The sequence below is a fragment of the Gluconacetobacter entanii genome, assembly GCF_013155425.1.
In the GTDB taxonomy this organism is placed as follows: domain Bacteria; phylum Pseudomonadota; class Alphaproteobacteria; order Acetobacterales; family Acetobacteraceae; genus Novacetimonas; species Novacetimonas entanii.
On record NZ_JABJWD010000007.1, the window covers coordinates 1 to 21,233 of the forward strand.

Genomic DNA, 21,233 nt, shown 5'->3' on the forward strand with positions numbered 1-21,233 from the left:
TCAATCTGTCGAAACAGGCTCGTGCCGCCTGATCGTTCCTTTATTGTTCATGCCAAACGTTGTTTAGCGTACCATCCACACGATGGCCTCCAAATGCCAAAAGGGTGGTGATTACACCGCCTTCCTCTGACATCGAAGCAGACGCAAAAGGATAGCACTTGCATTATAATTGAACCGTTGATGCCGTTGCTAAAAGGGTGGTAATTGCACCGCGCTCAGTCGACAGGGCCAGTGGTCAACGGGTGGTAATTGCACCGCTCATTTTTGTCAGATTTTTTGATTAAGTATCTGATCCGATGGTTTTTTGATAGGCGATGATTGTCTGCCGCGGTACGGGCGGCGGTGATGCGATCAGTCTTAGACCCGTCCGAACCTGTTCAAGCCTTGCATCTGGATAAACAGCCGCAACCTGTCGCAATGCGATCAGGAATGCCTTCTTGAAATTCTTATCGTCCGTATATTCCTGCCCAAACTGCAAACGAAGGTTGGCCCAAGTAAGCTTCTCACCAGGCCGCCGCACCCGATGAAGTCGATGGGCAAGCCACGTGTAGATGTCGAGCGCTAAAGCTGAGTGCTGCAAACCCTCAAGTGCACGAGGGTCAAGTGGGACAGCGTTTTCTTTCAATTCCTGCCAGAATTTTTCGGATAGCTCGATCGTGCTATCTTTTGCGAGATTTTTGGTCCACGCATCGAATTCATCCACCGGCCGGGCATTCAGATTGCGCGACCCGTAGCCGAGCTTCATTTCACAGGCGCACAAGGCGTTCATCTGTGCCCGAAATGCCTCACGGGATGGACCATTCTGGCTGATGTTGAGGCGTTTCATAAATTCACTGATAGTCCGTCCGACTGCAACAATACGCGATTTCGTTCGGATCGCTTCGGTGCTGATGTGGAAAAGCGCCAATCGTGGCTTGGTTCCATACGGGACGAAGAGCTTTTCCCAATGGCCATCGTTAAACATTTCTCCTGCTGTAATAAGCAGGGATGCCTTGCCATTGTTTCGTTCAAAGCGAGTTTCTTTCGTCCGTTTACGGGGAAGACCAACCTGGCAGAGCACCGTGTGCATGAACTCAATCTCATCAGGCGGAGTTGCCTGAATTTCAGCCGAGAGCTGAATGACACGTGCGGTTGTGGGAGAAAGGACAAGTTCACTCTGTTCTGATGGTGGTTTGCGTTTGCTCATTCGTCCGATCCCACTCTGTCCCTGCTACGTTGTTCAGCATACGACCGATGACGCAAGGCCTGTTCGTCTTCTCAGCCATCTTCTGTCTATGTGTCATAAGCCGAGATCCCCTTTAGGGAGACATATGCGCGTTCAGTGGCTCTAAAATTAACCCAGTAAATTACTATTAAGATATTTTTTGAATATTCTTAAAATATCATTTTAACTTTCTTCCAACGCTTTGAAAATTGCCATACTGATAAACGCAGCTCGGCCTGTTCCCATAGCTTCAGCGCGTTCATCAACACGCCGTAACAAGTCTGGAGCAATGGTCAAACTAATCTGGCGTTTATGTCCCTTTGGCAACCCTTTGTCGTATGATAGAGGCTTTGTTTTTCCTGCATCAGGAGCTCCAGTAACGAAAGCATCTGCAGCAGATTCTACCGACGTTGGTTTAGCTTTGCGATGAATTGCCATTTAATATATCCTTAATATGTTATGAATATTCAAATTGGATTAAAAACGGCATTTGCAAGTGCAGAAATTTCAGCGACAGCTTTGGGGTCTCGCGGCGTCAGTTCGGAAACAGCCAGACCTGCTCCACCAGCATTACTGAACGCTTTGCGGCGTCGAATTGGTATCGGCAGATAAATGAATTGCGGCACTTCTTTCACTGCTGCAGCAGCCTCTGCATTATCCGTTGAATGGTCTCCTGGATCGGCTTGGTTCATAACAGCTACAGCACGCAATCCATCCCGAACACTTCGTGCTTCATCAATGAGAGCAGCCATGTCGTCTAGTGCCCATACGTCATAGGAACGCGGCGCAAACGGAACCAGAAGCGTATCAGCGAGAATGAGTGCTGCACGAAGCGCTGTAGAATCTCGGCCGCCAACATCGATGATAATATCATCCCATTTATCACGCTGCTGCTGAACTTGGGCACGTAGATTGGGGCCGTCTGGATACTGTGCACAAGCAATCCCAGGTAGCTTTCCAGCTTCAGAACGAGCTGCGATAGCAGCAGCAGCTGTACCCTGTCGATCACCATCAATCAGCCATACCTCTCTACCAGCAGTGGCACGGATTATGGCGAGTTGAACAGCTAAAGTGGTCTTCCCCACCCCTCCTTTCGTATTCCCTATTGCTATAATCACTTTTTAATCCTTTTTGAATATTCAAAATAACGTCTTTTCATCTCATAATATGTTTGCCTTTGTCAACCACATAAAATGTGAAATGAATATTCATTCAATCTGAATATAGGATATTTCCCCAAACGAGATATTTCTCGTTTACCCCCACATTTTCCGTGCGATATCCTGCTCCTCGGCGCCGACGGCATCGGCGTAGATGGCGGTGGTGGAGAGCTGGGCATGGCCGAGCCATTTCTGCACCATGTTGAGGGGGATGCCGCTGGAGACGGCGGCGACGCCGAAGGCATGGCGCAGGCCCTTGGGGGACGCGGCCGGGCCGGACAGGCCGGCGGCGTCCATGACCGCATGCACCGCCCGCCAGCCGGTCATGCGGGACCAGGGCCACAGCCGGGCGGCCGATCCACGCCCTCGCCGACGCTGCGCCTCGCGGATGCCATGCACCAGGTCCAGGGCCTCAAGCAGGGACGGGGGCACCGGCACGGCGCGATAGATCCCGTCCTGGCGCTTCTTGAGCGTGGCGAACACCAGCACGCCGCCGGCGAGGTCCACCCGGTCCGCCGTGAGGGCAAGGGCCTCGGACAGTCGGCAGCCCGACCAGGCCAGGGTCATGCACAGCGTGCGGGCCTCGCGCGGCGCCTGCTCGGCCGCGCGCAGGAACCGCGCCCGCTCGGCGACCGTGAGGTATTTGCGGCTCCCGTCGCGGTCGAACAGCTGCATTCCGCCGGGGGCGCCTGCCGGGGTCGCCCGCTGTCCCGGTTTTCGGGGGCCGCTCATCCGGCCTCCCTGTCGCGGTAGCCCCGCCGGCGCTTGGCCCGAAGCTGGCGGGCGAGGGCATCGAGCGCCTGCCCGGCATCATGATGCAGTTCGCAGACCTGCCGGCCGGCCGTCCCGATCCGTCCCCACTGCCGCACCAGGGCGGTACCGCCGAACAGGTCGGGCTGCAGCGACAGATGGTAGAAGCGCCAGCAGTTGGCGGCCGGGTCCACGCGCACCAGCGCCGCCGTTTCGGGGAACAGCAACAGCTGGCGAGGCGGCCGGACAGGGGCCTTCGGGGCAGGTCTGGGCATGATGTCCTGAAAAGTGTAACACATGTCACCCGCCCAGGACAGGAAAACCGCTGCAATCGCGGGACAGGCCGGCCGGTTTCAGGCCTGGCCTGTTACACTATTGCCCATAGTGTACCCTCCCAAACCCTCCCTGCGGGAGGCTTCGGTAACGTACACCCATATAGTGTACCCTCCCAAACCCTCCCTGCGGGAGGCTTCGGTAACGTACACCCATATAGTGTATCATATCATGGGCCTGCTGCCCCTTGCGACGTTATCACTCTCAATCCAACAGAGCCGACAACTTTGGGAGGGGTAACAGAATGTCGGTTATCAAGCGACAAGGCTGGCAAAGCAGTCATTCATGGGAACATTTGTGAGCTTTTCGTCGTCACCGTAATGGCGAGAAAGTTTCCGGTAAGCAAAGGCAGGACTGGGCATGAATAATTTGCTCAGGCCCTCCTTTTGGCGGCCAAAGTCCGTCCACGTAATGTTGCTGACGCAGAATATTGCGTTGTTCAAAGCTGTCGAAGGCCCAGATATGGCAGATGCGTGACGCACCATCCAGCGCGAACATGTTGGTGATCAGGTGGCGGGTATAGGCTTGTGCAGGCTTCAGAGCACTCTGCCACGCTTTCAGGGTCGGTTCCAACCCTCCAGCTTTTAAACTGTAAGTTCGGATTTCATAGAGTCCACCACATTCACCAAACTCCGGGGGTTTAAGAAACGGAAAGCCTTCAAACGCCTCAGCTTCTATTAAAACGTCGTTCATCTTGATACCGAAGGGCGTTCTGGACTCCAGTGTTCTGTGCCGCGCCTTAAGCAAGGCATCCTGACAGGAAAAGGAACGCAGCAGGAGTAGCGTTCCAAGTTCACCGATCTCCGTTCGCCATACCCCTGTGAGGCTTCCCGCAACAGGATTCAGGGTATCCGAGAACCGTGCTTTCAGGAGACGGGAGAGGGCTGGCACTCCCAAAACATCCGTCCGAAAGCGAATCATTTCATAGATCATGAGTGTTCTTCGGATGGGAATAGAGATTGCAGTTCCACGGGCGGTTTGCCGGTCGATAGGTTGGACAGGCAACCGAACAGCGGATCCCACTCTTCAATTCGAAGATCACAGATCAAACCTTCCGGCGAGAACGGATCCCGAGCCACCATCGCTTCAATCTCCTGCCGATTGGCACCTTTCATGATCAGAAAACCTGACCGCAATGGGGTGCCTTTCAGCGGACCAGAAGCCAGAAGACTACCTTCCTGAATGAGGCGCTTGAGATACAGCACATGCGCCACGACATGCTGCCCCCACCCGTCGCCGTCCGGATGATCCATTCGCACAAGATAAATAGGCATTCTAAAGAGCTCCATCGGAGAAGATGCTTGCCGATCAATCAGCAGGCTCAACATATTCCTCTTTTTTAAGAGATAAATTGTCGATAGAAGATGTCAGTCACAACTGAGGATGATGAATGCTTGATCGTTTGACCAGTATGAAGGTTTTCATCAAGGTTGTGGAACTGGGGTCTTTTGCCGCGGCCGCTCAGCGTCTGACCTTATCGCCGCAGATGGTGGCCAAACATATAGAGGCTCTGGAGCGTCATCTTGGCACGCGCCTGCTCCATCGGACGACACGTCGTCAGAGCCTCACAGAAATAGGGAGTCTTTACTGCGAGCAATGTCATCTCGTCCTGAAGGCTGTCGAGCGTGCTGATAATCTTGCCGCCAACACGCTGGGCGAACCACGTGGTACACTTGCTGTCAGCGTACCAGTTACCTTCGGGCGGACCATGTTCCCCATGTTTCTACATAATTTTCGGAAGAAATTCCCGAAGGTACGATTACAAGTATCCCTTACGGATCAACTGGTTCATCCGACGCTGGATGGCCATGAAGCTGTCATTCGTATTGGCGAGCCAGATCCCGATCTTACGGTCGTCAGTCGCCCTCTGGCCTCATATTCCCTCACGGTCTGCGCAGCGCCTGCCTATCTCGAAAAATTTGGCGCTCCGGACAGTCCTGAGGAACTCGCCCGGCATCAGTGTCTTGTCTACGAAAACTCTGCAAATTCTGTACGAACAGCATGGCACTTTATACGAAAGACCTGCACACGATCTGTCATGGTTTCTGGCACTGTGACGTCCAACGACTGGGGCTTTCTATTGGCCCTCACCTTGTCAGGAGAGGGCATAGTATTGGGTTCTGAACAGGCCTTGAAGCCCGAACTTGATTCTGGCCGCCTTGTCCGCATTCTATCCCAGTGGAGAGTTCCTGGTCGCCCGATGCATCTGCTTTACAATGCCGGCCCTGCTATGACCCCAAAACTGCGGAGTTTCGTTATCGAAGTTCAAAACGCCTTTCCGCCATGACATCTGAGATATCCTACGATGCTCCGGCGCGTCGAAAGGTCCATGCTCTTCGACGGTACGCTCAAGCCCACACGGCAAGCTGCCAGCTGATTTCACAGTTTGAAAGATGCCCCTAACAGATTTCATCTCCACTCAAAGCCAGAAAATTCCGGATCCCAAAAGACAGACAATCTATTCATCGTAGTTTACTCACGAAATATCTGAGATGATCTGCAATAAAACTGGCTACAAAATAATAGCTGTGATCGTAATCAGGACGAAGATTCAGGATGAGTTCCTGCCCTGCATTCTGTGCGGCTTCCTGGAACAGTTCTGGCCTGAGCTGTTCTTTCAGAAACTGGTCCGCCAGACCCTGATCTATCAGAACAGGCAGTCTTTCCTTCGCTGTCCGCACAAGTTCAAGCGGGTCATAGGCTGCCCAACTGGCACGATCCGGCCCCAGATAAGCACTGAATGCTTTTTCACCCCATGGTACCTGCGTTGGTGCCACAATGGGTGAAAAGGCTGACACAGAACGATAGCGGCCAGGATTACGCAGCGCGATCATGATGGCGCCAAATCCACCCATCGAATGTCCCGCAATGCCTCGCTGCTGCGTAACCGGAAAGCTCGCCTCAATCAGCGCAGGAAGTTCCGTGACGACGTAATCATACATCCGATAATGCACAGCCCACGGCTCCTGCGTCGCATTGAGGTAAAATCCGGCACCCTGTCCAAGATCGTACGCATCGTCATCAGCCACACCCACGCCCCGTGGACTGGTATCCGACGCGACAATGGCGATGCCCAGTTCTGCGGCCACGCGTTGCGCGCCAGCCTTGCCAATGAAATTCTGCTCCGTACATGTCAGACCGGAGAGCCAGTAAAGAACGGGAACCTTTTCAGTTTTTGCCTGCGGCGGCAGGTAGATCGCGAAGTTTGCTTCCACACCCAACGACACGGACTTGTGTCGCCAGACTTCCTGCACGCCCCCAAAAGAGGCGTGTGTTTCCTTGCGTTCCATGGCTCTCACTGCCTTTTGCGCATGTCAGTTACCGTCCGTGAAGGTATAAGTGCAGATCTTGTTCCCTGCCGGATCCCGGAGATAGGCAGCGTAAGCGCCCGGTAAGTGGCTTCGCGGACCGGGTGCGCCTTCATCGGCTCCCCCATTGGCAAGACCTGCGGCATGAAAAGCCTCCACTTCGGCGGGTGTCGCTGCTGCAAAACCGATGGTGACACCGTTGCTTGAGGGCGCTTCACCGTTGCCTGGACGTGCAATGATGAAGGCTGGCTTTTCGCGGCCATACAGAATCCACCCATGCCCGAACGGCCCCAGGTTTTTTATGCCCAGAGCCGCAAGCGCGGCGTCATAGAATTTCGCGGATACCGCAGTATCCACTGCCCCAAGAAAAACATGAGAGAAAACACCGTCACCGGAAATAACTGCCATGATCGTTCTCCTGTAATTTCCAACCATTGGAAATGATGTTGCGCGGTGAGACGCAGACCTTAGAAATGAATGACGGAACGGATGGATTTTCCTTCATGCATCAGATCGAAGGCCGTATTGATGTCTTCGAGCGGCATGGTGTGGGTTACGAAAGGCGCAAGTTCGATATCGCCACGCATGGCATCTTCGACCATGCCGGGAAGCTGGCTGCGTCCCTTGACCCCACCGAAAGCCGAGCCGCGCCACGAACGCCCCGTCACAAGCTGGAAGGGACGGGTCGAAATTTCCTGACCGGCCCCTGCCACCCCGATGACGATCGACTGCCCCCACCCACGATGCGCGGCTTCTAACGCCGCGCGCATGACGTTGACGTTTCCGATACATTCAAATGTATGATCAATACCCCAGCCGGTCATTTCCACAAGAACCTGCTGAATCGGTTTGTCATAATCCTTGGGGTTGAGGAATTCCGTGGCGCCGAATGCTTTGGCAAGTTCAAACTTTTCCGGGTTGGTATCAATAGCGAAAATCCGGCCAGCCTTTGCCTGTCGCGCTCCCTGAATGACCGCGAGACCGATCCCGCCCAGACCGAAGACGGCAACCGTATCTCCCGGCTGCACCTTGGCCGTGTTGTGTACCGCACCAATCCCTGTGGTGACGCCACATCCCAACAGACAGACATGCTCTGGATTGGATGCGGGATTGATTTTTGCCAGAGAAACCTCGGCGACAACCGTGTATTCGCTGAACGTCGAACACCCCATGTAATGATGGATCGGCTGACCTTTGTAGGAGAAGCGTGTCGTGCCATCCGGCATCACGCCTTTACCCTGTGTGGCGCGCACTGAAATGCAGAGATTGGTTTTTCCCGACTTACAGAACAGACATTCACCGCATTCCGCCGTGTAAAGCGGAATGACATGGTCGCCGGGGGCAACGCTGGTGACCCCTTCTCCGACCTCGATGACAATTCCCGCGCCTTCGTGACCCAAAACGGCTGGGAACAGTCCCTCGGGATCATCCCCTGACAGGGTAAACGCATCAGTGTGGCACACACCCGTATGCGTGATCTGCACGAGCACCTCACCAGCACGAGGAGGCGCTACATCGATCTCGACAATCTCAAGGGGCTTACCCGCCTCGAAAGCAACTGCGGCCCGTGATTTCATGATTTTTTCTCCAAATAACCTATCAGCCAGCATCGAGGGCATTACCGGAGATAGGATCGAACGAGTGACACCACATTCTCGATCGAACCACTGGCAGCATCACGATCACCGGCACACTCAACAAATTCTTCCCGCAGGTGGCTTTCGAGAACACCGGCCATTAATCCGTTGATCGCTCCCCGGATAGCCGCCACCTGTTGCAGCACCGGACCGCAATCAGTTCCCTTCTCCAAAGCCTGTTCCAGCGCATCAAGTTGCCCGCGAATACGGCGCACGCGGGTCAGAACGCGCTTTTTCTCAGCCGGTGTGTGCGGCACGAACGCTTACTCCCGAATATACTACCCTTGAGTATCCTTTTCATACTATGGGGCAGTATGTAAGGGATATAAGGAACGTGCTTGTCATATGATCCGATCACAATTCCGTATTGCTGAAATTTTCACCATAACGTCCATGGGTTGCCTGTCTGTGTCTTGGGATCATTCAATAGGTGCAATCAGTGAGATCCAGACAATCTCTGCAACGAGGCTTTGAAGCGATGATGTCCGCTATTTGGCAAACAACCTTGTGGTCCAAACGACCGAGATGAGGCGGAAGCTGACATGATAATCTATTATTCTTTTACCAAACCAACCGTCTTTGGATCATAAATCAAACCATCAATACTTCCATCCGACATTTTGTCCACTATTTGAGACACAATATCTATCGGAACCAAAAACCATTCTTTCGGCTGCACTGGGTGCCCGAACCGATCTTGAATCGTCAGATCAATCTGCGCTGGAGCCAGAACCCTATGAAAGATCTTCTCCAGCTTCTTACGATTGATGTTGAAGAGCTTGTAGGTCGCCACGACCTCCACATCAGCCAGAAGATAGGTTGCATCATGTTTGGCGTTGGCGATCCGCTTTTTCACATCGCCTCCCGTCACCCCGATCTTGTGGATCAGGTTGCGATGCTGCACGATATACGGGTTATCTGACAGACTTCTCAGCACATAGATCGTGCCGCTTTCCAGATCATCCGGTTCAACGGTTGTCCCGAACAAAGGCCCGACAGTCGGATCTGTAATCCGGCGGCCGGCCTCATCTTTATAGAGCGCCCGCTGGAGCGATCTCAGCAAAACATCGCTCTCGGTCTCGTTGTCATAGACGACCCGCAGACGGCTGTCTTTGCGACCATATTCTGCCTCGAACTCTTCCCCGACATGGGCAACGTAAACCATCTGCCCTTTCAGGATAAAGAATTCTCCCTGCCGAATACCGGCTTCCTGCCCAAAAGGACGCGTTTCCCGCACGCCGGATTTCAGATCCTCCTTCACCTGCGCGAACAACGGCCGAAAGGTTTCAAAATCCTTGCAAGGCTCCCGGCTAGCGATTTCTTCCGCTGCCCGCACTTCTGCACGTGATTTCACATGCTTCAAAACAGTGATGGATTCAGCCGCGGGCTCGGCCTCGATGCCCAGTTCCGCCAGAAGAGCATCATCGTCCAGCGTATCGGGATCAGGGCTCGCGGCGTCCTTCCCGGAAACACTCAGAAGCCTATGCGGATCTCGCTGTGCCAGCAATGCCCGGCATTTTTCTAAAGCCCGTATCCGATCCAGACGCAAGGCATAAAGCCGTTCAAAGATATCCCTGTCTTCTCCATGCGCAGGAGCATGTCCATGTTCCTCATAGAAACGACAGATATCCTCAAATCCGGCAATAATCCGCTCTTCCTCAGCCGTCAGCGCAGCCTTCTTTTTGGTCTCAAGCGCGACACCAAGTTCGGCCAGAAGCTCTTCATCACTCAGTTCAGCCATTCGCCCGTTCCTCTGCCGTCTTACGCGCCAGAACCGCCACACCTTCGGCCATCTTACGTTCCCACGCATCGGGAGATGTCAGCTCCGGAAGGCGTCCCCGCTCCTTTTTGAACAGAAGGGCACGCTTTGCCAGGTCCCTCGCCTCTTCAATCGTCAGAGCAATATGACGACCGGCAATGACCTCCTGAACCTGTTTGAGGGTCTCTGCATTCATGCTCCTGGCGAGGATCTTATAGGCTTCCTCAAACGGATTGATCGCATCAATCAGGTCAATATCCAGATCCCGGACATTCATGGCAATCTTCCGCATTCCCTCAATCAGGGCTGTATTGCCGCCAATCTTCTCCTCTCCTCCTGCTGCCTGCGTGACCTCTTCAGCTGCTTTCTGTCCCTTCTGGGTCAGATTGAATGCCGCTACCGCATGCTGGCGTACGGCTTCCTGATCCTCATCCGAGAGCTCAGGATACCGATCCCGAATGATTTTCCCCAACCGGACCTGTGTCAGTTCCTGAGGGGCCGTCTCCTCGTCAAACAGACCATGCTCCAGGGATGGCTTATCCTGCACAAAGGACGCCACAACTTCGTTCAGATCTTCCCGACAGATCCGCTGCGCTTCAGGGCTTTTAGGAGCAACCAGTCCCTTGATCTCCATATGGAACTGACCGGTCTGCTCATTGAAGCCGACATTCGTACCGTTTGGCTTGTAACCTTCCTCCCCATAGTCATAGCCATCCAGAGGCGCACTTTCTTCGGTCTTTGGCGTGAACTCGAAACGCGGAGTCAGCACCTGTTCCATAAGCAGGCTGGCGGCAATGGCCTTAAGCATGTCATTGACCGCGTCCGTGACTTTTTCCTGAGATGCATCCGGTTCAGCAATCAGGTTGATAAATTCAGCCCGTGTTTTACCAGGCGCATCACGGGTGGCGCGACCAATGATCTGAATGATTTCGGTCAGGCTGGAACGGTATCCGACCGTCAGCGCCTGCTCACACCAGATCCAGTCAAACCCTTCCTTGGCCATCCCCAGCGCAATGATGATGTCCACATGATCTCGGTTGTTCTTCTGCGCCGGATCCTTCAGAGCAGACACAACCTTGTTGCGCCGAACAGGCTCATCTTCCACCAGATCGGCAATGCGTAAGACCCGACCATCTGCGCGACGCACCAGATGGAAGCCTGTTTCTATATCCTCTCCTTCCCAGTCTCCCAGGACAGACAGGATGTGCTCGACTTCCTTATGTTTCTGGGTCGTGCTTTCGCGTGAATTGACATTGGGAATGTGCACGATCGTTTTGCGCGTGCCGTCCAGCACCCGGTCAATGGCATCCAGATAGGGGCCGGTATAGAAATAATATCCCAGATCCAGCTCTTTCAGATACTGGTACCCGTTCAGCTGCTGATAGTAAGTATAGGTGACTGTCTCGAATTTCCCTTCATCTTCAGGGGACAGCACAGCGACAGCATCCCCACGGAAATAGGAGCCAGTCATGGCGATGATGTGCGTTTCTCCACGAGAAATAAGCTGGTTGAGGTAATATCCCAGACGGTTTTTCGGGTCTGCGCTGACATGGTGGAATTCATCTACTGCCACCAGACACCCATCGAATGCCGCGATACCCAGTTCTTCCGCCGCGAACCGGAACGTCGCGTGGGTACAAACCAAAGTCTGATCTTCACTGTTCAGAAACTCACCAACAGCTTTGACCTTGGACCGTGCGACCTGTCCTTCATCTGAACCTGGCGCGTTGCAGAGATTCCATTTCGGCTTGACGACCCAGTCTGCCCAAAAGCCGAATTTGCTCAGCGGTTCGCTCATGAAGCTGCCCCCGATCGAGCGTTCCGGCACAACGATCAGGGCTTTTTTCACGCCCTGGTGCGCCAGCTTGTCGAGAGCAACAAACATCAGGGCACGGGATTTACCAGAAGCAGGCGGTGACTTGATGAGAAGATACTGCTCCCCACGTTTCTCATAGACCGCTTCCTGCATGGGGCGCATGCCAAGCTCGTTGGTCCTGGCAGACTGCCCTGTCTGGCCGGTACGCAGGGAAACAGCGGGAATAACCGGATTGATCGTCATGGCTCAGGCAGCGTCCTTCTTCTTCTTTTTCGTCTTGCCGCCCTTCTTGGCGATCATCTTGCTGTAGAGGTCGAACAGCTTTTCCAGACGCTCCGTATCATTGCGGAAACGCCGACCGATATAGATCCGCTCCAGAACCTCGTCATTGCGGTCATGAGCTGCCCGTAAATTGTCTGGCATTTTGTCAGGATCATACAGATCGGCAATCGTGGCTGGGAAATGCGCCTCGCGCGCCAGAAGAATATCCTGGGCACAACGTGTCAGATCGGCACGGTTCTTTTCTGTCAAAGTCGGAACAGGAAAGGTGTTCCAGCCCATCGTATTGGAATAGCGAAAATCAGTTTTCAGCTTCCCGCAGACTGTTCCGATCCAGACCAGATGCAGGCGAGAGGCAATCAGCGCCATGTTCCAGAGAGGGGCGTCAAACAGAGCGAATGCTAGATTTGTAACGGTGTAATTGTTTCCAAGAACTCCTACCGGAAGATATGGACGAGCTTCAGAAGACACACCGGGAACAACAATAGTCTGAAATTTAGAAATATTATGCTCTCGAAATTGGTAAGGTTTTTCTGCCAGCCCGCGGGTGCCTGTATCCCGGCTGGCCAGACGCATTTTCTCAACATCATCTACACGCCGTGCGACTGTTGGGATGGTTAATGCTTCATGCGCGTCCTCATCGTCGATCCAGAGGCAATATCTTTGAATACCTCTGATAAATTCAGCGGACCCGACGATACGACGAATAAATTTGGCTTTTTGACGAGTATCCAATTTCAAGCCCGCAAGTTCACCTTCACCTAAAAGAAGGTTGCCACCATCTACGGGCATATTTCCAAAACTCATCTCCTTCAATTCAGAACAAAGAGGTTTCCCCTGCTTCTCGACAATAATGTTTTTTGCCGGAACCAAATAAGCATTAATATGATCAGAAGCCTGCCTAATTGTTTTCCCATCAGCTCCATTTGAAAAGAGAGTTTTGGGACATTCTGAAACAGGAGCAATTCCAATGATAGCGACCGTCACACCCGCATTATGCGCTGCCAAATTGGCCCACTTGAACGACGTATGGGCGAAACTGATCTCATAGTTCAGCCCAAAAATCAGAGGCCAGAGAATAGCTACCTGCCGCCCCTGACAGATGGAATTCGTGCTCACAAACGCACTGGAAGAACCTGTTTTTTGGCCATAATCCGCAGCCTTCATGAACCAGCCCGCCACGTAATCCAGAGACTTCCAGGATTTCGTACGCTGCCCGAAAATCTGCTCCAGCTCCGCTTTCTGTTCAGCCGATTGCCATTGACTACCCTTATACGGGGGATTGCCACAGATATAGGTTTCCGAACCCTCCTGAGGTGGACAGACGTCAAACCAGTCCTTCTCCAAGGCATTCCCGCAGATGATATGCCCCGTATCCTTCAGGGGCAGCACATTCAAGCGGGCCTGTTTCTGGTCGATATGGATTTCGTCACTCTGGAACTCAGCGATCAGAAGCGACAGGCGCGCAATTTCCACCGCAAAGTCACGGATCTCAATCCCATAGAAATTGGCCAGCGGGATGACGGATTTCCGTTCCGCCCGCTCTATCTTCAGCCGATCATCAATCTCGCTCTGAATGTCCCGCATATCCTTATAGGCAATCACGAGAAAATTGCCGGATCCACAGGCTGGATCGAATACCCGAATGCTGGACAGACGCACCTTCAGGGCATGCAGCTTTTGAGTATTCTGGCCTGCTTTTTCCAGCTCCTCACGCAGACTATCCAGAAACAGGGGATTCAGCACTTTGCGGATGTTGGGTACGCTGGTGTAGTGCATCCCCAGAGCACCACGCTCCCCGTCATCGGCTACAGCCTGGATCATGGATCCAAAGATATCCGGGTTAATCTGCGCCCAGTTCAGCTCCCCGGCACGCAGAAGATAGGTGCGGGCCAGTTTGCTGAATTTCGGGCAGTCTGTTGTCCCGGAAAACAGGTTTCCGTTTACATACGGGAAATCCTTGGCCCAGGATTTGACCTCGCCCTTTTCGCGATCGTCATTGCGCGTATCCAGATCCATCGTCCGGAACAGCTCGGCCATGACCTCATGCGTCTGATCCGTGGCCCCTTCCGTCATGGTCTGGATAGTTCTGGTGAACAGATTGTTCAGGAATATCCCGGTATCCTCGGCAAAAAAGCAGAAAATGAGACGCGCCATGAAATGGTTCATATCGTGACGGCGTTCTTCTGTTGCCCAGTCGGGGTTTTCCTTCAGAAGTTCGACATAAAGACGGTTCAGGCGAGACGTGGCCTTAACGTCGATCGGGTTGTTCTTGATCTTCTGGACGGTCGTAATGCCCGCCAGGGGCAGGAAAAACCCGAACCGATCAGCCAGATGCGTGAACACATCTGTAATATGCTCATCTTCCGTGCGGTCTTCCGCCTCAAACGTCACCCCATCCGTGGCCAGCAGAAACCGTGCCTTAGCCGACTGGGTCTTGGGGCTTTCCCGGAGCAGATTCAGAGTCTGGGCAACCTGGCCTTCAGGACAGACGGCCAGATGGATGTTGTTGCGCTGGAGCACCGCTCTGGGAACGTCCGAGCGGTTATCCTTGCGAAGCCGCTTGATCGTGACATCGCGGTTTCCGAACGCTTGCAGGAACTCGAAAGGAAATTCCCCGGGATTAAAAGGAGCCTCGGCAATCCGGGAGACAGCTTCTTCAATCTCAACGGGATTCATGCGTAAAATTCCATACGTTCGAAAACCAGATCATACACCTCATGCGCCACCTGACACCTCCAGGAAGAGGCGGACCAGAGGTGCGTTGATATAATAATTGCTCCGCCCTGAACGGTGCTTGGACAGCAGACCTTTCTCTGAGAGTTGGTCGAGATATTTCCCTGCCGTCTGACGCGCGATGTTCAGATCCGCCTGGACATACTCGATTTTTGTGTAAGGGTGTCGGAACAGGTTGTTCAGCAGCTCCTGGCTGTAAATTTTGGGCAGTTCCGTCCGCATCCGCTGCTTCATGGTGGCCATCTGCGCCCGCATGCCCTCAATCAGCTCCAGGGTGACCCTGGATGTCTCGGCCACGGCACGCAGCATATAGAGGATCCACGCTTCCCATGCGCCTTCATCCCGCACCTTCTGCAAAAGATGATAATACTCATCCTTGTGGCGGGTGATGTAGCGCGACAGGTAGAGGATCGGGATATCCAGAAGACCGGTCCGGGTCAGATACAATACATTCAGGATCCGCCCGATGCGGCCATTCCCATCGGGGAAGGGATGGATGCTCTCAAACTGATGGTGGATCAGGGCCATCTTGATGAGCGGATCCAGATCACAGAGCCCGTCATCATTCACGAACCGCTCCAGATCCGACATATGCCCGATAATCTCCCGCCCATCCTGCGGTGGCACAAAAACCACTTCCCCCGTGCGCTCGTTCTTCAGGGCTGTTCCAGGGGTATTTCGAAACCCATCCTCCCGCTTCTTGAGCATCTGGAAAATCGCGATCAGCCCCTTGTTCAGGACTAGGCCATCGGTTTCCTTCAGCTGCCGAAATCCCAGATGTAAGGCATCACGATAGAGGGCGACTTCCTTGGCCGCCACTGAGTCCGGCCCCTCGGGAAACAGATCCGCCTGAAAGAGCTCATCCTGGGTGGTGACGATATTCTCGATTTCCGAGGACGCCTTGGCTTCCTGCAAAGCCAGCGTATCAATCAGTATCCCCTGATTAGGAATGGTTGCCGCCCGCCCCTTCAACTCCGCCAAAGCCCGGTTGGCCTCGACCAGCGCCCTGAGAACCGGAACCGTTTCTATCTCCGTCTGAGGCGGTAAAGGCCGAATAGGGTAGGTTGACGTTAACATGACATCCTGACGTGGTAGCAATATGCGTTTTTTCTAACACGTCAGAATGATCCGTCAAAGAAATCCGGTTTCTTTGACATGTCACTTTCTATTTCGGCTTCATATCTCTCCACAGACTATTCCTGCTCTGACGGAACAATGATGACACAAGATTTCTGAGTTTTTTCCTGACCTGAGGCCACTTTCTGGCAAGCTGCAATCCTGTCTCTGTTGACCTCAACCAGCTGGCTGTCCTCACGTACACGTTGCCAGCCTTCAGGATTGCTGACCGCCATCATCATGGCCCCAGAGTTCCAGCGATCTTTCTCCCCAACAATAAAAGATGCCACTCGCGTCCCGACAGAAGATGGCAAGAGATACGCCAGAACAGGAGACAACCCGATCCCTGCAACCAGACAGGCCAGCCCTACCTTCAACACCCACCAGCTTTGCCGGTCCCGGGTGCGCGCCTGCCCGACAATGTCGGTCAGTTGCTGCCGCTCCACCTGAACCGCACGGATCGCGGTATGAAAGGCGGCCTGCATGTCCTGACTGACAGAAAGCCCTGCCTGGCGTACCCCCTGCCCGTAGGCCTGCGGTGTCATCTTCAGCGTCGGACTGGCCTCGATCGCCTTCATGCGCGCGCCCACGTCGTTCAGGGCCTTGACCAGTCTGGCCAGGTCCGGTGTGTAGTCTGGCGGCCGGTTGTCCCGCCATGCCTGGGGTAGCGCTTCCACGCTGCGCCGGAGCACCGTCATTTCGGCGCACAGATCCTCAAACGCACGGGCTGCCGGATCCGTCTCGCTCATGATGGAACCATCCCCTCATCCAGATTCAGTTTTCCGGCACGTCCAGACGATCATCATCCTGACCAGCCTCTTGCGTTCCGGCCCTTTTCTGCTTCCCGAAAAGCAGCCGCCTTCGCCCTTCTTCCATTGCCAGGAGCGTAAGCCTGTTGGGCCGACTGTCTGAAGCTGCGTTCTGAATAGTCCGTCGCAATCTTTCCGCATTGCGCGGACTACTCAGAAGATGTGCTGTCTCCTGACAAACGGCTTGTTCTTTTTCCTGCACAACATCCCTCCCCCGATCAGGCAGCCCGTTCCAGCCCCAGATGTGTCACGAACGGATCAAAGTCCCGGTCACTGTAAAGAAGCCGATACCCGCTTACGATGCATCGTGTGGCAATCAGGGTATCAATGGTCTTCCGGATGGTGATGCCTCTGGCGCGCAGATCACGGAAATATCGTGCCGCCTCGATCATGACATCACGTCCCCCGATCTCCACCAGATCCAGGGCACCAAGCATCCGCCGTGCCTTGTTGAAATCCCGCTCACTCGCAAATCCCTGGAGAACTTCCGTCATCATCAGATCCCCAATGGCGACAAGTTCTTCTCCCAGAAGCCGGTCCAGAACATCAACCTGTGGCGTAACCGTACCCCGGAAAAAATCGATCCAGACCGATGAATCGACCAAAATCATGCGTCGGAGCGCATGGCATCAAGATCACCCTGCCAGTCGAGCTTTCCCCGCAAGGTGCGGAGTTCCCGCTGCTGCTTCAGCTTGATCAGCGTCCGCAACCCGAGTTCGACCGCTTCCTTCTTGGTTTTGACGCCAGACGCCTTCAGCGCATCTGTCATGAGGGTATCATCAATAATGATGTTGGTTCGCATGATGTGTATCTCCTTCACAAATCATACACATTAACATCACCCGTCTCAAGCAGATTACATCCCCATATCCATATCCCGCCCCCTGGAGCGCGACAGGGAGCGCGTGCGCTGCGGCTGCAATCCATGATCGAGCGTCGATCCCTTCCGGACGCCCAGTTCGTGCCCCTTCCGCCGCAGGAGGGACTCAAGCTGCGCGTCCCGCTTCAGCTCCCTGAGCGCCACACCCTGCTGCTCGCGGCTCAGCCCGTCCCACGCCTTCACGAACCGCGCCGCCCGCAACTCGGGGGAATGCCGCACCTTGTCCTCGTGTTCCAGCCCCTCGACCAGCCTGCGCGCCCGTGCCGGCCCTTCCAGCCCGTACAGGGCCTGACGGATCTCCGGCTCATGCTTCACGGCGGTTTCCAGAGCGATCACCGCCCCGGGCCGTAGCCGTTCCAGGGCCGTGCTGGCGTCAAGCCATGCCTTCTTCTGGTACTCCAGCACCGGCAGGTCCTGCTCCACCATGCGCCCGATGTCCCGCACCGCCCGCGCATACTGCTCCACCGCCTGGTGAAGCGGATCACCACCCGGCACAAACCCGCCCAGCCCGGCCGGCACCTGCGCGCGCTGCACACGCGGCAGCCGCAACCCGGCAAAGGGAGAGGCGGGAGCCTCACGCTCAACCCCACTTTCCCCTTTACCGGCCCCGGCATCCATCCCGGCCGATACGTCTTTTTCTGCCGTCCGGCCACGCCCCCTCACGGACAGGCCCAGCCCGTCGAACATCCCGCGCTTCCGCTGTGCCGGTGCCGGATCTGGCGTACGGACAGCTTCGGCCTGCCTGTCCTTCTGGGGGCCAGAGGCAGCCTTCTCACGCTCCACCACGATCTCGCTCTCGGGGACATGCAGCCCGCGTCGTCGCGCAAACCCGGCATCCCGATCCCGGACATGCAGGTAATCCAGCGTGGTATCCTTCAGCCGCTCGCGCGACAGCCGCCGCACCAGCCCGTCCCGGTCGCCCACATCATCCCGGCCCCAATGAACGGACACGCTCTCCCGGTGGCGCGACAGCGCCACATAGGCCCCGTGCCGGTCCATGCTCCCCGTCGCCAGCACATGCGCCCGGTCCACCGTCACACCCTGCGATTTGTGGATGGTGGCGGCATAGCCATGATCCAGCGCGTCATAATCCGCCACCGACACGGACACGACCCGGCCAGTCCCGGCACGACCCGGCCCGTCGAGCTGCACCGACAGCACGAGATCCCCGGCATCAGGCGACCCCACGATGCCCCGCACCGTGCCCAGCGTGCCGTTCTTCACCCCCAGCTCCCGGTCATTGCGCAGGAAGTAGACCCGCTCCCCGTTCGCGAACACCCGCTCGCCCTGGGCGGTCGGTACCAGCACGTCGTCACCCAGCTCACCCGCCTCCCGCCGGATCTCCCGCGCCACCTCGTTCAGCGCCCGCACATCAACACGCCGGTGCGCCAGCATGATCTGGCTGTCCTCTGGCGCGGCCTGCCGGGCTTCATCCCACCCGGCCACTACCCCGGCCCGCGCCTCTTCCAGCGTGTCATGCCCGCGCACCAGGCCGGCCGCCTCATAGCGCTCCAGCGCCCTATCCGTCCGCCCGGTCGCAAGCTCCTTCGTGGCCGCCTGCTGCCAGCCTTCAAGCTGCCGGCGCACCGTCGTGATCTCCACCGACCCGACCCGCTCGGCCACCGCCCGGAACGCGCCACCAGCCTCGATCGCCTGCAACTGCTCGGGATCACCTACCAGCACCACCTTGGCCCCGGCCCTACGCGCGGCCGACAGCACCCGCTCCATCTGCCGTGACCCCACCATGCCGGCCTCGTCCACCACCAGCACGTCCCCGCGCTCCAGCAGGTCGAACCCACGCGCCCACGCACGCTCCAGGGAGGCCAGCGTCCGGCTCTCGATCCCGGACCCGGCTTCCAGCCCTTCCGCCGCGATCCCCGACAGCGCCGCCCCGCGCACCCGATACCCGGCCTCTTCCCATGCCGCGCGGGCGACGCCCAGCATGGTGCTCTTCCCCGTCCCGGCATACCCGACCACCACGGACAGGTCGCGGGACTTCGTGACCTCGCCCACCGCCAGCGCCTGCTCGTCCCCAAGCCCGTCCCGCGCCATCGCCGCCCGACGCACCGCCAGCGGCACCGCATGACCCTGGGACTGTCCCATCGCGAGCGATGCCTCTTCCAGACGCTGCTCGACCCCGATCATCTCCCATGTGGAGAACCGTTCCCGCCCATGACCATCTTTCCCGAGCGCGACCAGCTCCGGACACGCCGCCACCCGAACCATGACAGCACTGAACTGTTCTGCATCCGCCGTCTGCCGGTCCACGAACCGCGCCAGGTCCTTGCGGGTGAATGTGCTCTGCTGCCGGGTCAGCGCCTCCAGCGCCACATGCGGCTCGGCCAGCAACCTTTCACCATTGCGCCGCGCGATCTCCAGATGATCGGCAACCCGCTCCGCGTCCTCGCCCCGCTCTTCCCGGCGCATCCCGGCCGGACCGATCTTGTTCTGTGGCTCAAGGTCGATCCCCTGTGCGGCGAACGACCGATGGTCGATCCGCACATCCAGGTCCAGCTCGGCCAGCCGTTCATTGGCGAGCGACGCCCACCGCTCCCGCCACGTCAGCAGCAGATCCCTGTCATTCCATGAACGCTCTTTCGCACCGAACCCGATGGAAGGCTGATCCTGCGCCAGCCCCAGGCCTTCATGCCGCAACCGTGCCGCAGCAATCAGTCGCGCTGTTCTTCCAGCCGCTGCAAGCGCTTCTCCAGCGTCGAGAGCTTCAGCAGGATGCCGCGCTGCGTCTCCCGAATTTCCGTCAGCAGACGGATCATGAGCTTGAGTGGATCGTCCTCCCCTTTCTGCTCCATCAGGTCCAGGATCCGGCGTGATGTCGTATGCGCCCCCGCCGCCTCGTTCAGGATGCGGGATTCCGTTTCGTCTTCCATGCACAGCCTCTCCGGTTCTGACTTCGATCCGCCGCGTGGACAGCATCACATGCGCATGGGGCTTCGCCTGTCCATCTTCGCCAATATCCCAATGCACATTGAGATCGGCCACCATGCCGCGTTCCACGAACTGCTCCCGCACAAAATCCCGTGCCAGCGCGATCCCCTGCGCCTGGGTCATTTCACGCGGGATTGAAAACTCCACCTCGCGGGCAAGCTGGGCATCCCTGCGCTTCTCGATCGCCTCGACCTCGTTCCATAGGGTCGCACGATCAAGAAACCGTTCCGGCGCGCCATCGGGCAACAGGATCTCGGAATGCACCACGCCGCTCTTGTTGGAAAAGTCATGGTCGCGATCCAGCCGCACGTCATGCAGGCGGGATGCCGCGCGATAGGCCGCCGCCGCCACGGCGCTCCGGCCGGTGGCGCGGCTGATGACCTTTGCATGCAGGTGATAGATCGCCATGAGTGCGATCCTATCACACCACTTAAGCGCACGTCACGAAGTGACGTATAAGCGCGCACTCACATTTTACTGCGCCACAAGGGTTGATTGCT

20 protein-coding genes are annotated in these 21,233 nt (G+C 56.1%); 1 reads left to right on the forward strand and 19 read right to left on the reverse strand.

The features are described 5' to 3' along the window. Positions 1–280: 280 nt before the first annotated feature. The 7 genes from HNH97_RS01910 to HNH97_RS01940 form a co-directional block, all read right to left on the reverse strand. On the reverse strand, positions 281–1,186 hold the full coding sequence (locus HNH97_RS01910; RefSeq protein ID WP_025812575.1) for a replication protein RepA: 906 nt from the start codon (positions 1,184–1,186) through the stop codon (positions 281–283). A 201-nt stretch (positions 1,187–1,387) separates the two neighbouring features. Beyond that, positions 1,388–1,642 carry a ribbon-helix-helix domain-containing protein gene (locus HNH97_RS01915; RefSeq protein WP_081472694.1) on the reverse strand — a complete coding sequence of 85 codons (255 nt, stop codon included), beginning with the start codon at positions 1,640–1,642 and terminating at the stop codon, positions 1,388–1,390. A 29-nt stretch (positions 1,643–1,671) separates the two neighbouring features. Further along, positions 1,672–2,322, reverse strand: a complete 651-nt coding sequence (locus HNH97_RS01920; protein WP_010512412.1) for an AAA family ATPase — start codon at positions 2,320–2,322, stop codon at positions 1,672–1,674. Positions 2,323–2,460: 138 nt separating this feature from the next. Continuing rightward, positions 2,461–3,096 carry a tyrosine-type recombinase/integrase gene (locus HNH97_RS01925; protein WP_025439982.1) on the reverse strand — a complete coding sequence of 212 codons (636 nt, stop codon included), beginning with the start codon at positions 3,094–3,096 and terminating at the stop codon, positions 2,461–2,463. Beyond that, positions 3,093–3,389 (reverse strand): WGR domain-containing protein, encoded by a 297-nt coding sequence (locus HNH97_RS01930; RefSeq protein ID WP_051459973.1) that lies wholly within the window; start codon positions 3,387–3,389, stop codon positions 3,093–3,095. Before HNH97_RS01930 ends, HNH97_RS01925 begins: the two co-directional genes overlap by 4 nt. A gap of 370 nt (positions 3,390–3,759) precedes the next feature. Continuing rightward, a complete protein-coding gene (locus tag HNH97_RS01935; RefSeq protein ID WP_039733240.1) occupies positions 3,760–4,380 on the reverse strand; it encodes an NIPSNAP family protein in 621 nt (206 codons plus the stop codon). After that, positions 4,377–4,736, reverse strand: a complete 360-nt coding sequence (locus tag HNH97_RS01940; protein WP_039733242.1) for a YciI family protein — start codon at positions 4,734–4,736, stop codon at positions 4,377–4,379. Before HNH97_RS01940 ends, HNH97_RS01935 begins: the two co-directional genes overlap by 4 nt. A gap of 101 nt (positions 4,737–4,837) precedes the next feature. Here HNH97_RS01940 and HNH97_RS01945 point away from each other — a divergent pair, with 101 nt between their 5' ends. After that, a complete protein-coding gene (locus HNH97_RS01945; protein WP_082084838.1) occupies positions 4,838–5,734 on the forward strand; it encodes a LysR family transcriptional regulator in 897 nt (298 codons plus the stop codon). Positions 5,735–5,909: 175 nt separating this feature from the next. Here the strand turns inward: HNH97_RS01945 and fghA are convergent, their stop codons facing one another. The 12 genes from fghA to traA form a co-directional block, all read right to left on the reverse strand. Next, a complete protein-coding gene (gene fghA, locus HNH97_RS01950; protein WP_039733239.1) occupies positions 5,910–6,737 on the reverse strand; it encodes an S-formylglutathione hydrolase in 828 nt (275 codons plus the stop codon). Positions 6,738–6,761: 24 nt separating this feature from the next. Further along, the gene (locus tag HNH97_RS01955; protein WP_039733238.1) at positions 6,762–7,163 is read right to left on the reverse strand and encodes a VOC family protein; all 402 of its coding nucleotides are present in this window, start codon (positions 7,161–7,163) and stop codon (positions 6,762–6,764) included. Positions 7,164–7,222: 59 nt separating this feature from the next. Beyond that, positions 7,223–8,332 (reverse strand): S-(hydroxymethyl)glutathione dehydrogenase/class III alcohol dehydrogenase, encoded by a 1,110-nt coding sequence (locus HNH97_RS01960; RefSeq protein WP_039733241.1) that lies wholly within the window; start codon positions 8,330–8,332, stop codon positions 7,223–7,225. A gap of 41 nt (positions 8,333–8,373) precedes the next feature. Beyond that, positions 8,374–8,649, reverse strand: a complete 276-nt coding sequence (gene frmR, locus HNH97_RS01965) for a formaldehyde-responsive transcriptional repressor FrmR (protein WP_025829448.1) — start codon at positions 8,647–8,649, stop codon at positions 8,374–8,376. A gap of 296 nt (positions 8,650–8,945) precedes the next feature. Continuing rightward, positions 8,946–10,133 carry a GIY-YIG nuclease family protein gene (locus tag HNH97_RS01970; RefSeq protein WP_171789702.1) on the reverse strand — a complete coding sequence of 396 codons (1,188 nt, stop codon included), beginning with the start codon at positions 10,131–10,133 and terminating at the stop codon, positions 8,946–8,948. Then, positions 10,126–12,210 (reverse strand): DEAD/DEAH box helicase, encoded by a 2,085-nt coding sequence (locus tag HNH97_RS01975; protein WP_171789703.1) that lies wholly within the window; start codon positions 12,208–12,210, stop codon positions 10,126–10,128. The genes HNH97_RS01970 and HNH97_RS01975 overlap by 8 nt, the downstream gene beginning before the upstream one ends. 3 nt (positions 12,211–12,213) lie before the next feature. Then, on the reverse strand, positions 12,214–14,925 hold the full coding sequence (locus HNH97_RS01980; RefSeq protein WP_171789704.1) for a class I SAM-dependent DNA methyltransferase: 2,712 nt from the start codon (positions 14,923–14,925) through the stop codon (positions 12,214–12,216). A 39-nt stretch (positions 14,926–14,964) separates the two neighbouring features. Next, positions 14,965–16,059 carry a Fic family protein gene (locus tag HNH97_RS01985; RefSeq protein ID WP_129551050.1) on the reverse strand — a complete coding sequence of 365 codons (1,095 nt, stop codon included), beginning with the start codon at positions 16,057–16,059 and terminating at the stop codon, positions 14,965–14,967. Between the two features lie 116 nt (positions 16,060–16,175). Then, a complete protein-coding gene (locus HNH97_RS01990; RefSeq protein ID WP_171789705.1) occupies positions 16,176–16,847 on the reverse strand; it encodes a DUF6118 family protein in 672 nt (223 codons plus the stop codon). Positions 16,848–17,125: 278 nt separating this feature from the next. Further along, positions 17,126–17,518 carry a type II toxin-antitoxin system VapC family toxin gene (gene vapC / locus HNH97_RS01995; protein ID WP_102326276.1) on the reverse strand — a complete coding sequence of 131 codons (393 nt, stop codon included), beginning with the start codon at positions 17,516–17,518 and terminating at the stop codon, positions 17,126–17,128. Continuing rightward, positions 17,515–17,709: a type II toxin-antitoxin system VapB family antitoxin gene (locus tag HNH97_RS02000; RefSeq protein ID WP_010512615.1), complete on the reverse strand. Its 195-nt coding sequence runs from the start codon at positions 17,707–17,709 to the stop codon at positions 17,515–17,517. The genes vapC and HNH97_RS02000 overlap by 4 nt, the downstream gene beginning before the upstream one ends. A 54-nt stretch (positions 17,710–17,763) precedes the next feature. After that, positions 17,764–21,141, reverse strand: coding sequence for a Ti-type conjugative transfer relaxase TraA (traA, locus tag HNH97_RS02005; RefSeq protein WP_171789706.1), 3,378 nt, complete (start codon positions 21,139–21,141; stop codon positions 17,764–17,766). Between the last annotated feature and the right edge of the window lie 92 nt (positions 21,142–21,233).

Coding starts and splice junctions, on each gene's coding strand:
- HNH97_RS01910 (WP_025812575.1), bottom strand. CDS start 1,186: ATGAGCAAACGCAAACCACCATCAGAACAGAGTGAACTTGTCCTTTCT.
- HNH97_RS01915 (WP_081472694.1), bottom strand. CDS start 1,642: ATGGCAATTCATCGCAAAGCTAAACCAACGTCGGTAGAATCTGCTGCA.
- HNH97_RS01925 (WP_025439982.1), bottom strand. CDS start 3,096: ATGAGCGGCCCCCGAAAACCGGGACAGCGGGCGACCCCGGCAGGCGCC.
- HNH97_RS01930 (WP_051459973.1), bottom strand. CDS start 3,389: ATGCCCAGACCTGCCCCGAAGGCCCCTGTCCGGCCGCCTCGCCAGCTG.
- HNH97_RS01935 (WP_039733240.1), bottom strand. CDS start 4,380: ATGATCTATGAAATGATTCGCTTTCGGACGGATGTTTTGGGAGTGCCA.
- HNH97_RS01940 (WP_039733242.1), bottom strand. CDS start 4,736: ATGGAGCTCTTTAGAATGCCTATTTATCTTGTGCGAATGGATCATCCG.
- HNH97_RS01945 (WP_082084838.1), top strand. CDS start 4,838: ATGCTTGATCGTTTGACCAGTATGAAGGTTTTCATCAAGGTTGTGGAA.
- fghA (WP_039733239.1), bottom strand. CDS start 6,737: ATGGAACGCAAGGAAACACACGCCTCTTTTGGGGGCGTGCAGGAAGTC.
- HNH97_RS01955 (WP_039733238.1), bottom strand. CDS start 7,163: ATGGCAGTTATTTCCGGTGACGGTGTTTTCTCTCATGTTTTTCTTGGG.
- HNH97_RS01960 (WP_039733241.1), bottom strand. CDS start 8,332: ATGAAATCACGGGCCGCAGTTGCTTTCGAGGCGGGTAAGCCCCTTGAG.
- HNH97_RS01970 (WP_171789702.1), bottom strand. CDS start 10,133: ATGGCTGAACTGAGTGATGAAGAGCTTCTGGCCGAACTTGGTGTCGCG.
- HNH97_RS01975 (WP_171789703.1), bottom strand. CDS start 12,210: ATGACGATCAATCCGGTTATTCCCGCTGTTTCCCTGCGTACCGGCCAG.
- HNH97_RS01980 (WP_171789704.1), bottom strand. CDS start 14,925: ATGAATCCCGTTGAGATTGAAGAAGCTGTCTCCCGGATTGCCGAGGCT.
- HNH97_RS01985 (WP_129551050.1), bottom strand. CDS start 16,059: ATGTTAACGTCAACCTACCCTATTCGGCCTTTACCGCCTCAGACGGAG.
- HNH97_RS01990 (WP_171789705.1), bottom strand. CDS start 16,847: ATGAGCGAGACGGATCCGGCAGCCCGTGCGTTTGAGGATCTGTGCGCC.
- vapC (WP_102326276.1), bottom strand. CDS start 17,518: ATGATTTTGGTCGATTCATCGGTCTGGATCGATTTTTTCCGGGGTACG.
- HNH97_RS02000 (WP_010512615.1), bottom strand. CDS start 17,709: ATGCGAACCAACATCATTATTGATGATACCCTCATGACAGATGCGCTG.
- traA (WP_171789706.1), bottom strand. CDS start 21,141: ATGGCGATCTATCACCTGCATGCAAAGGTCATCAGCCGCGCCACCGGC.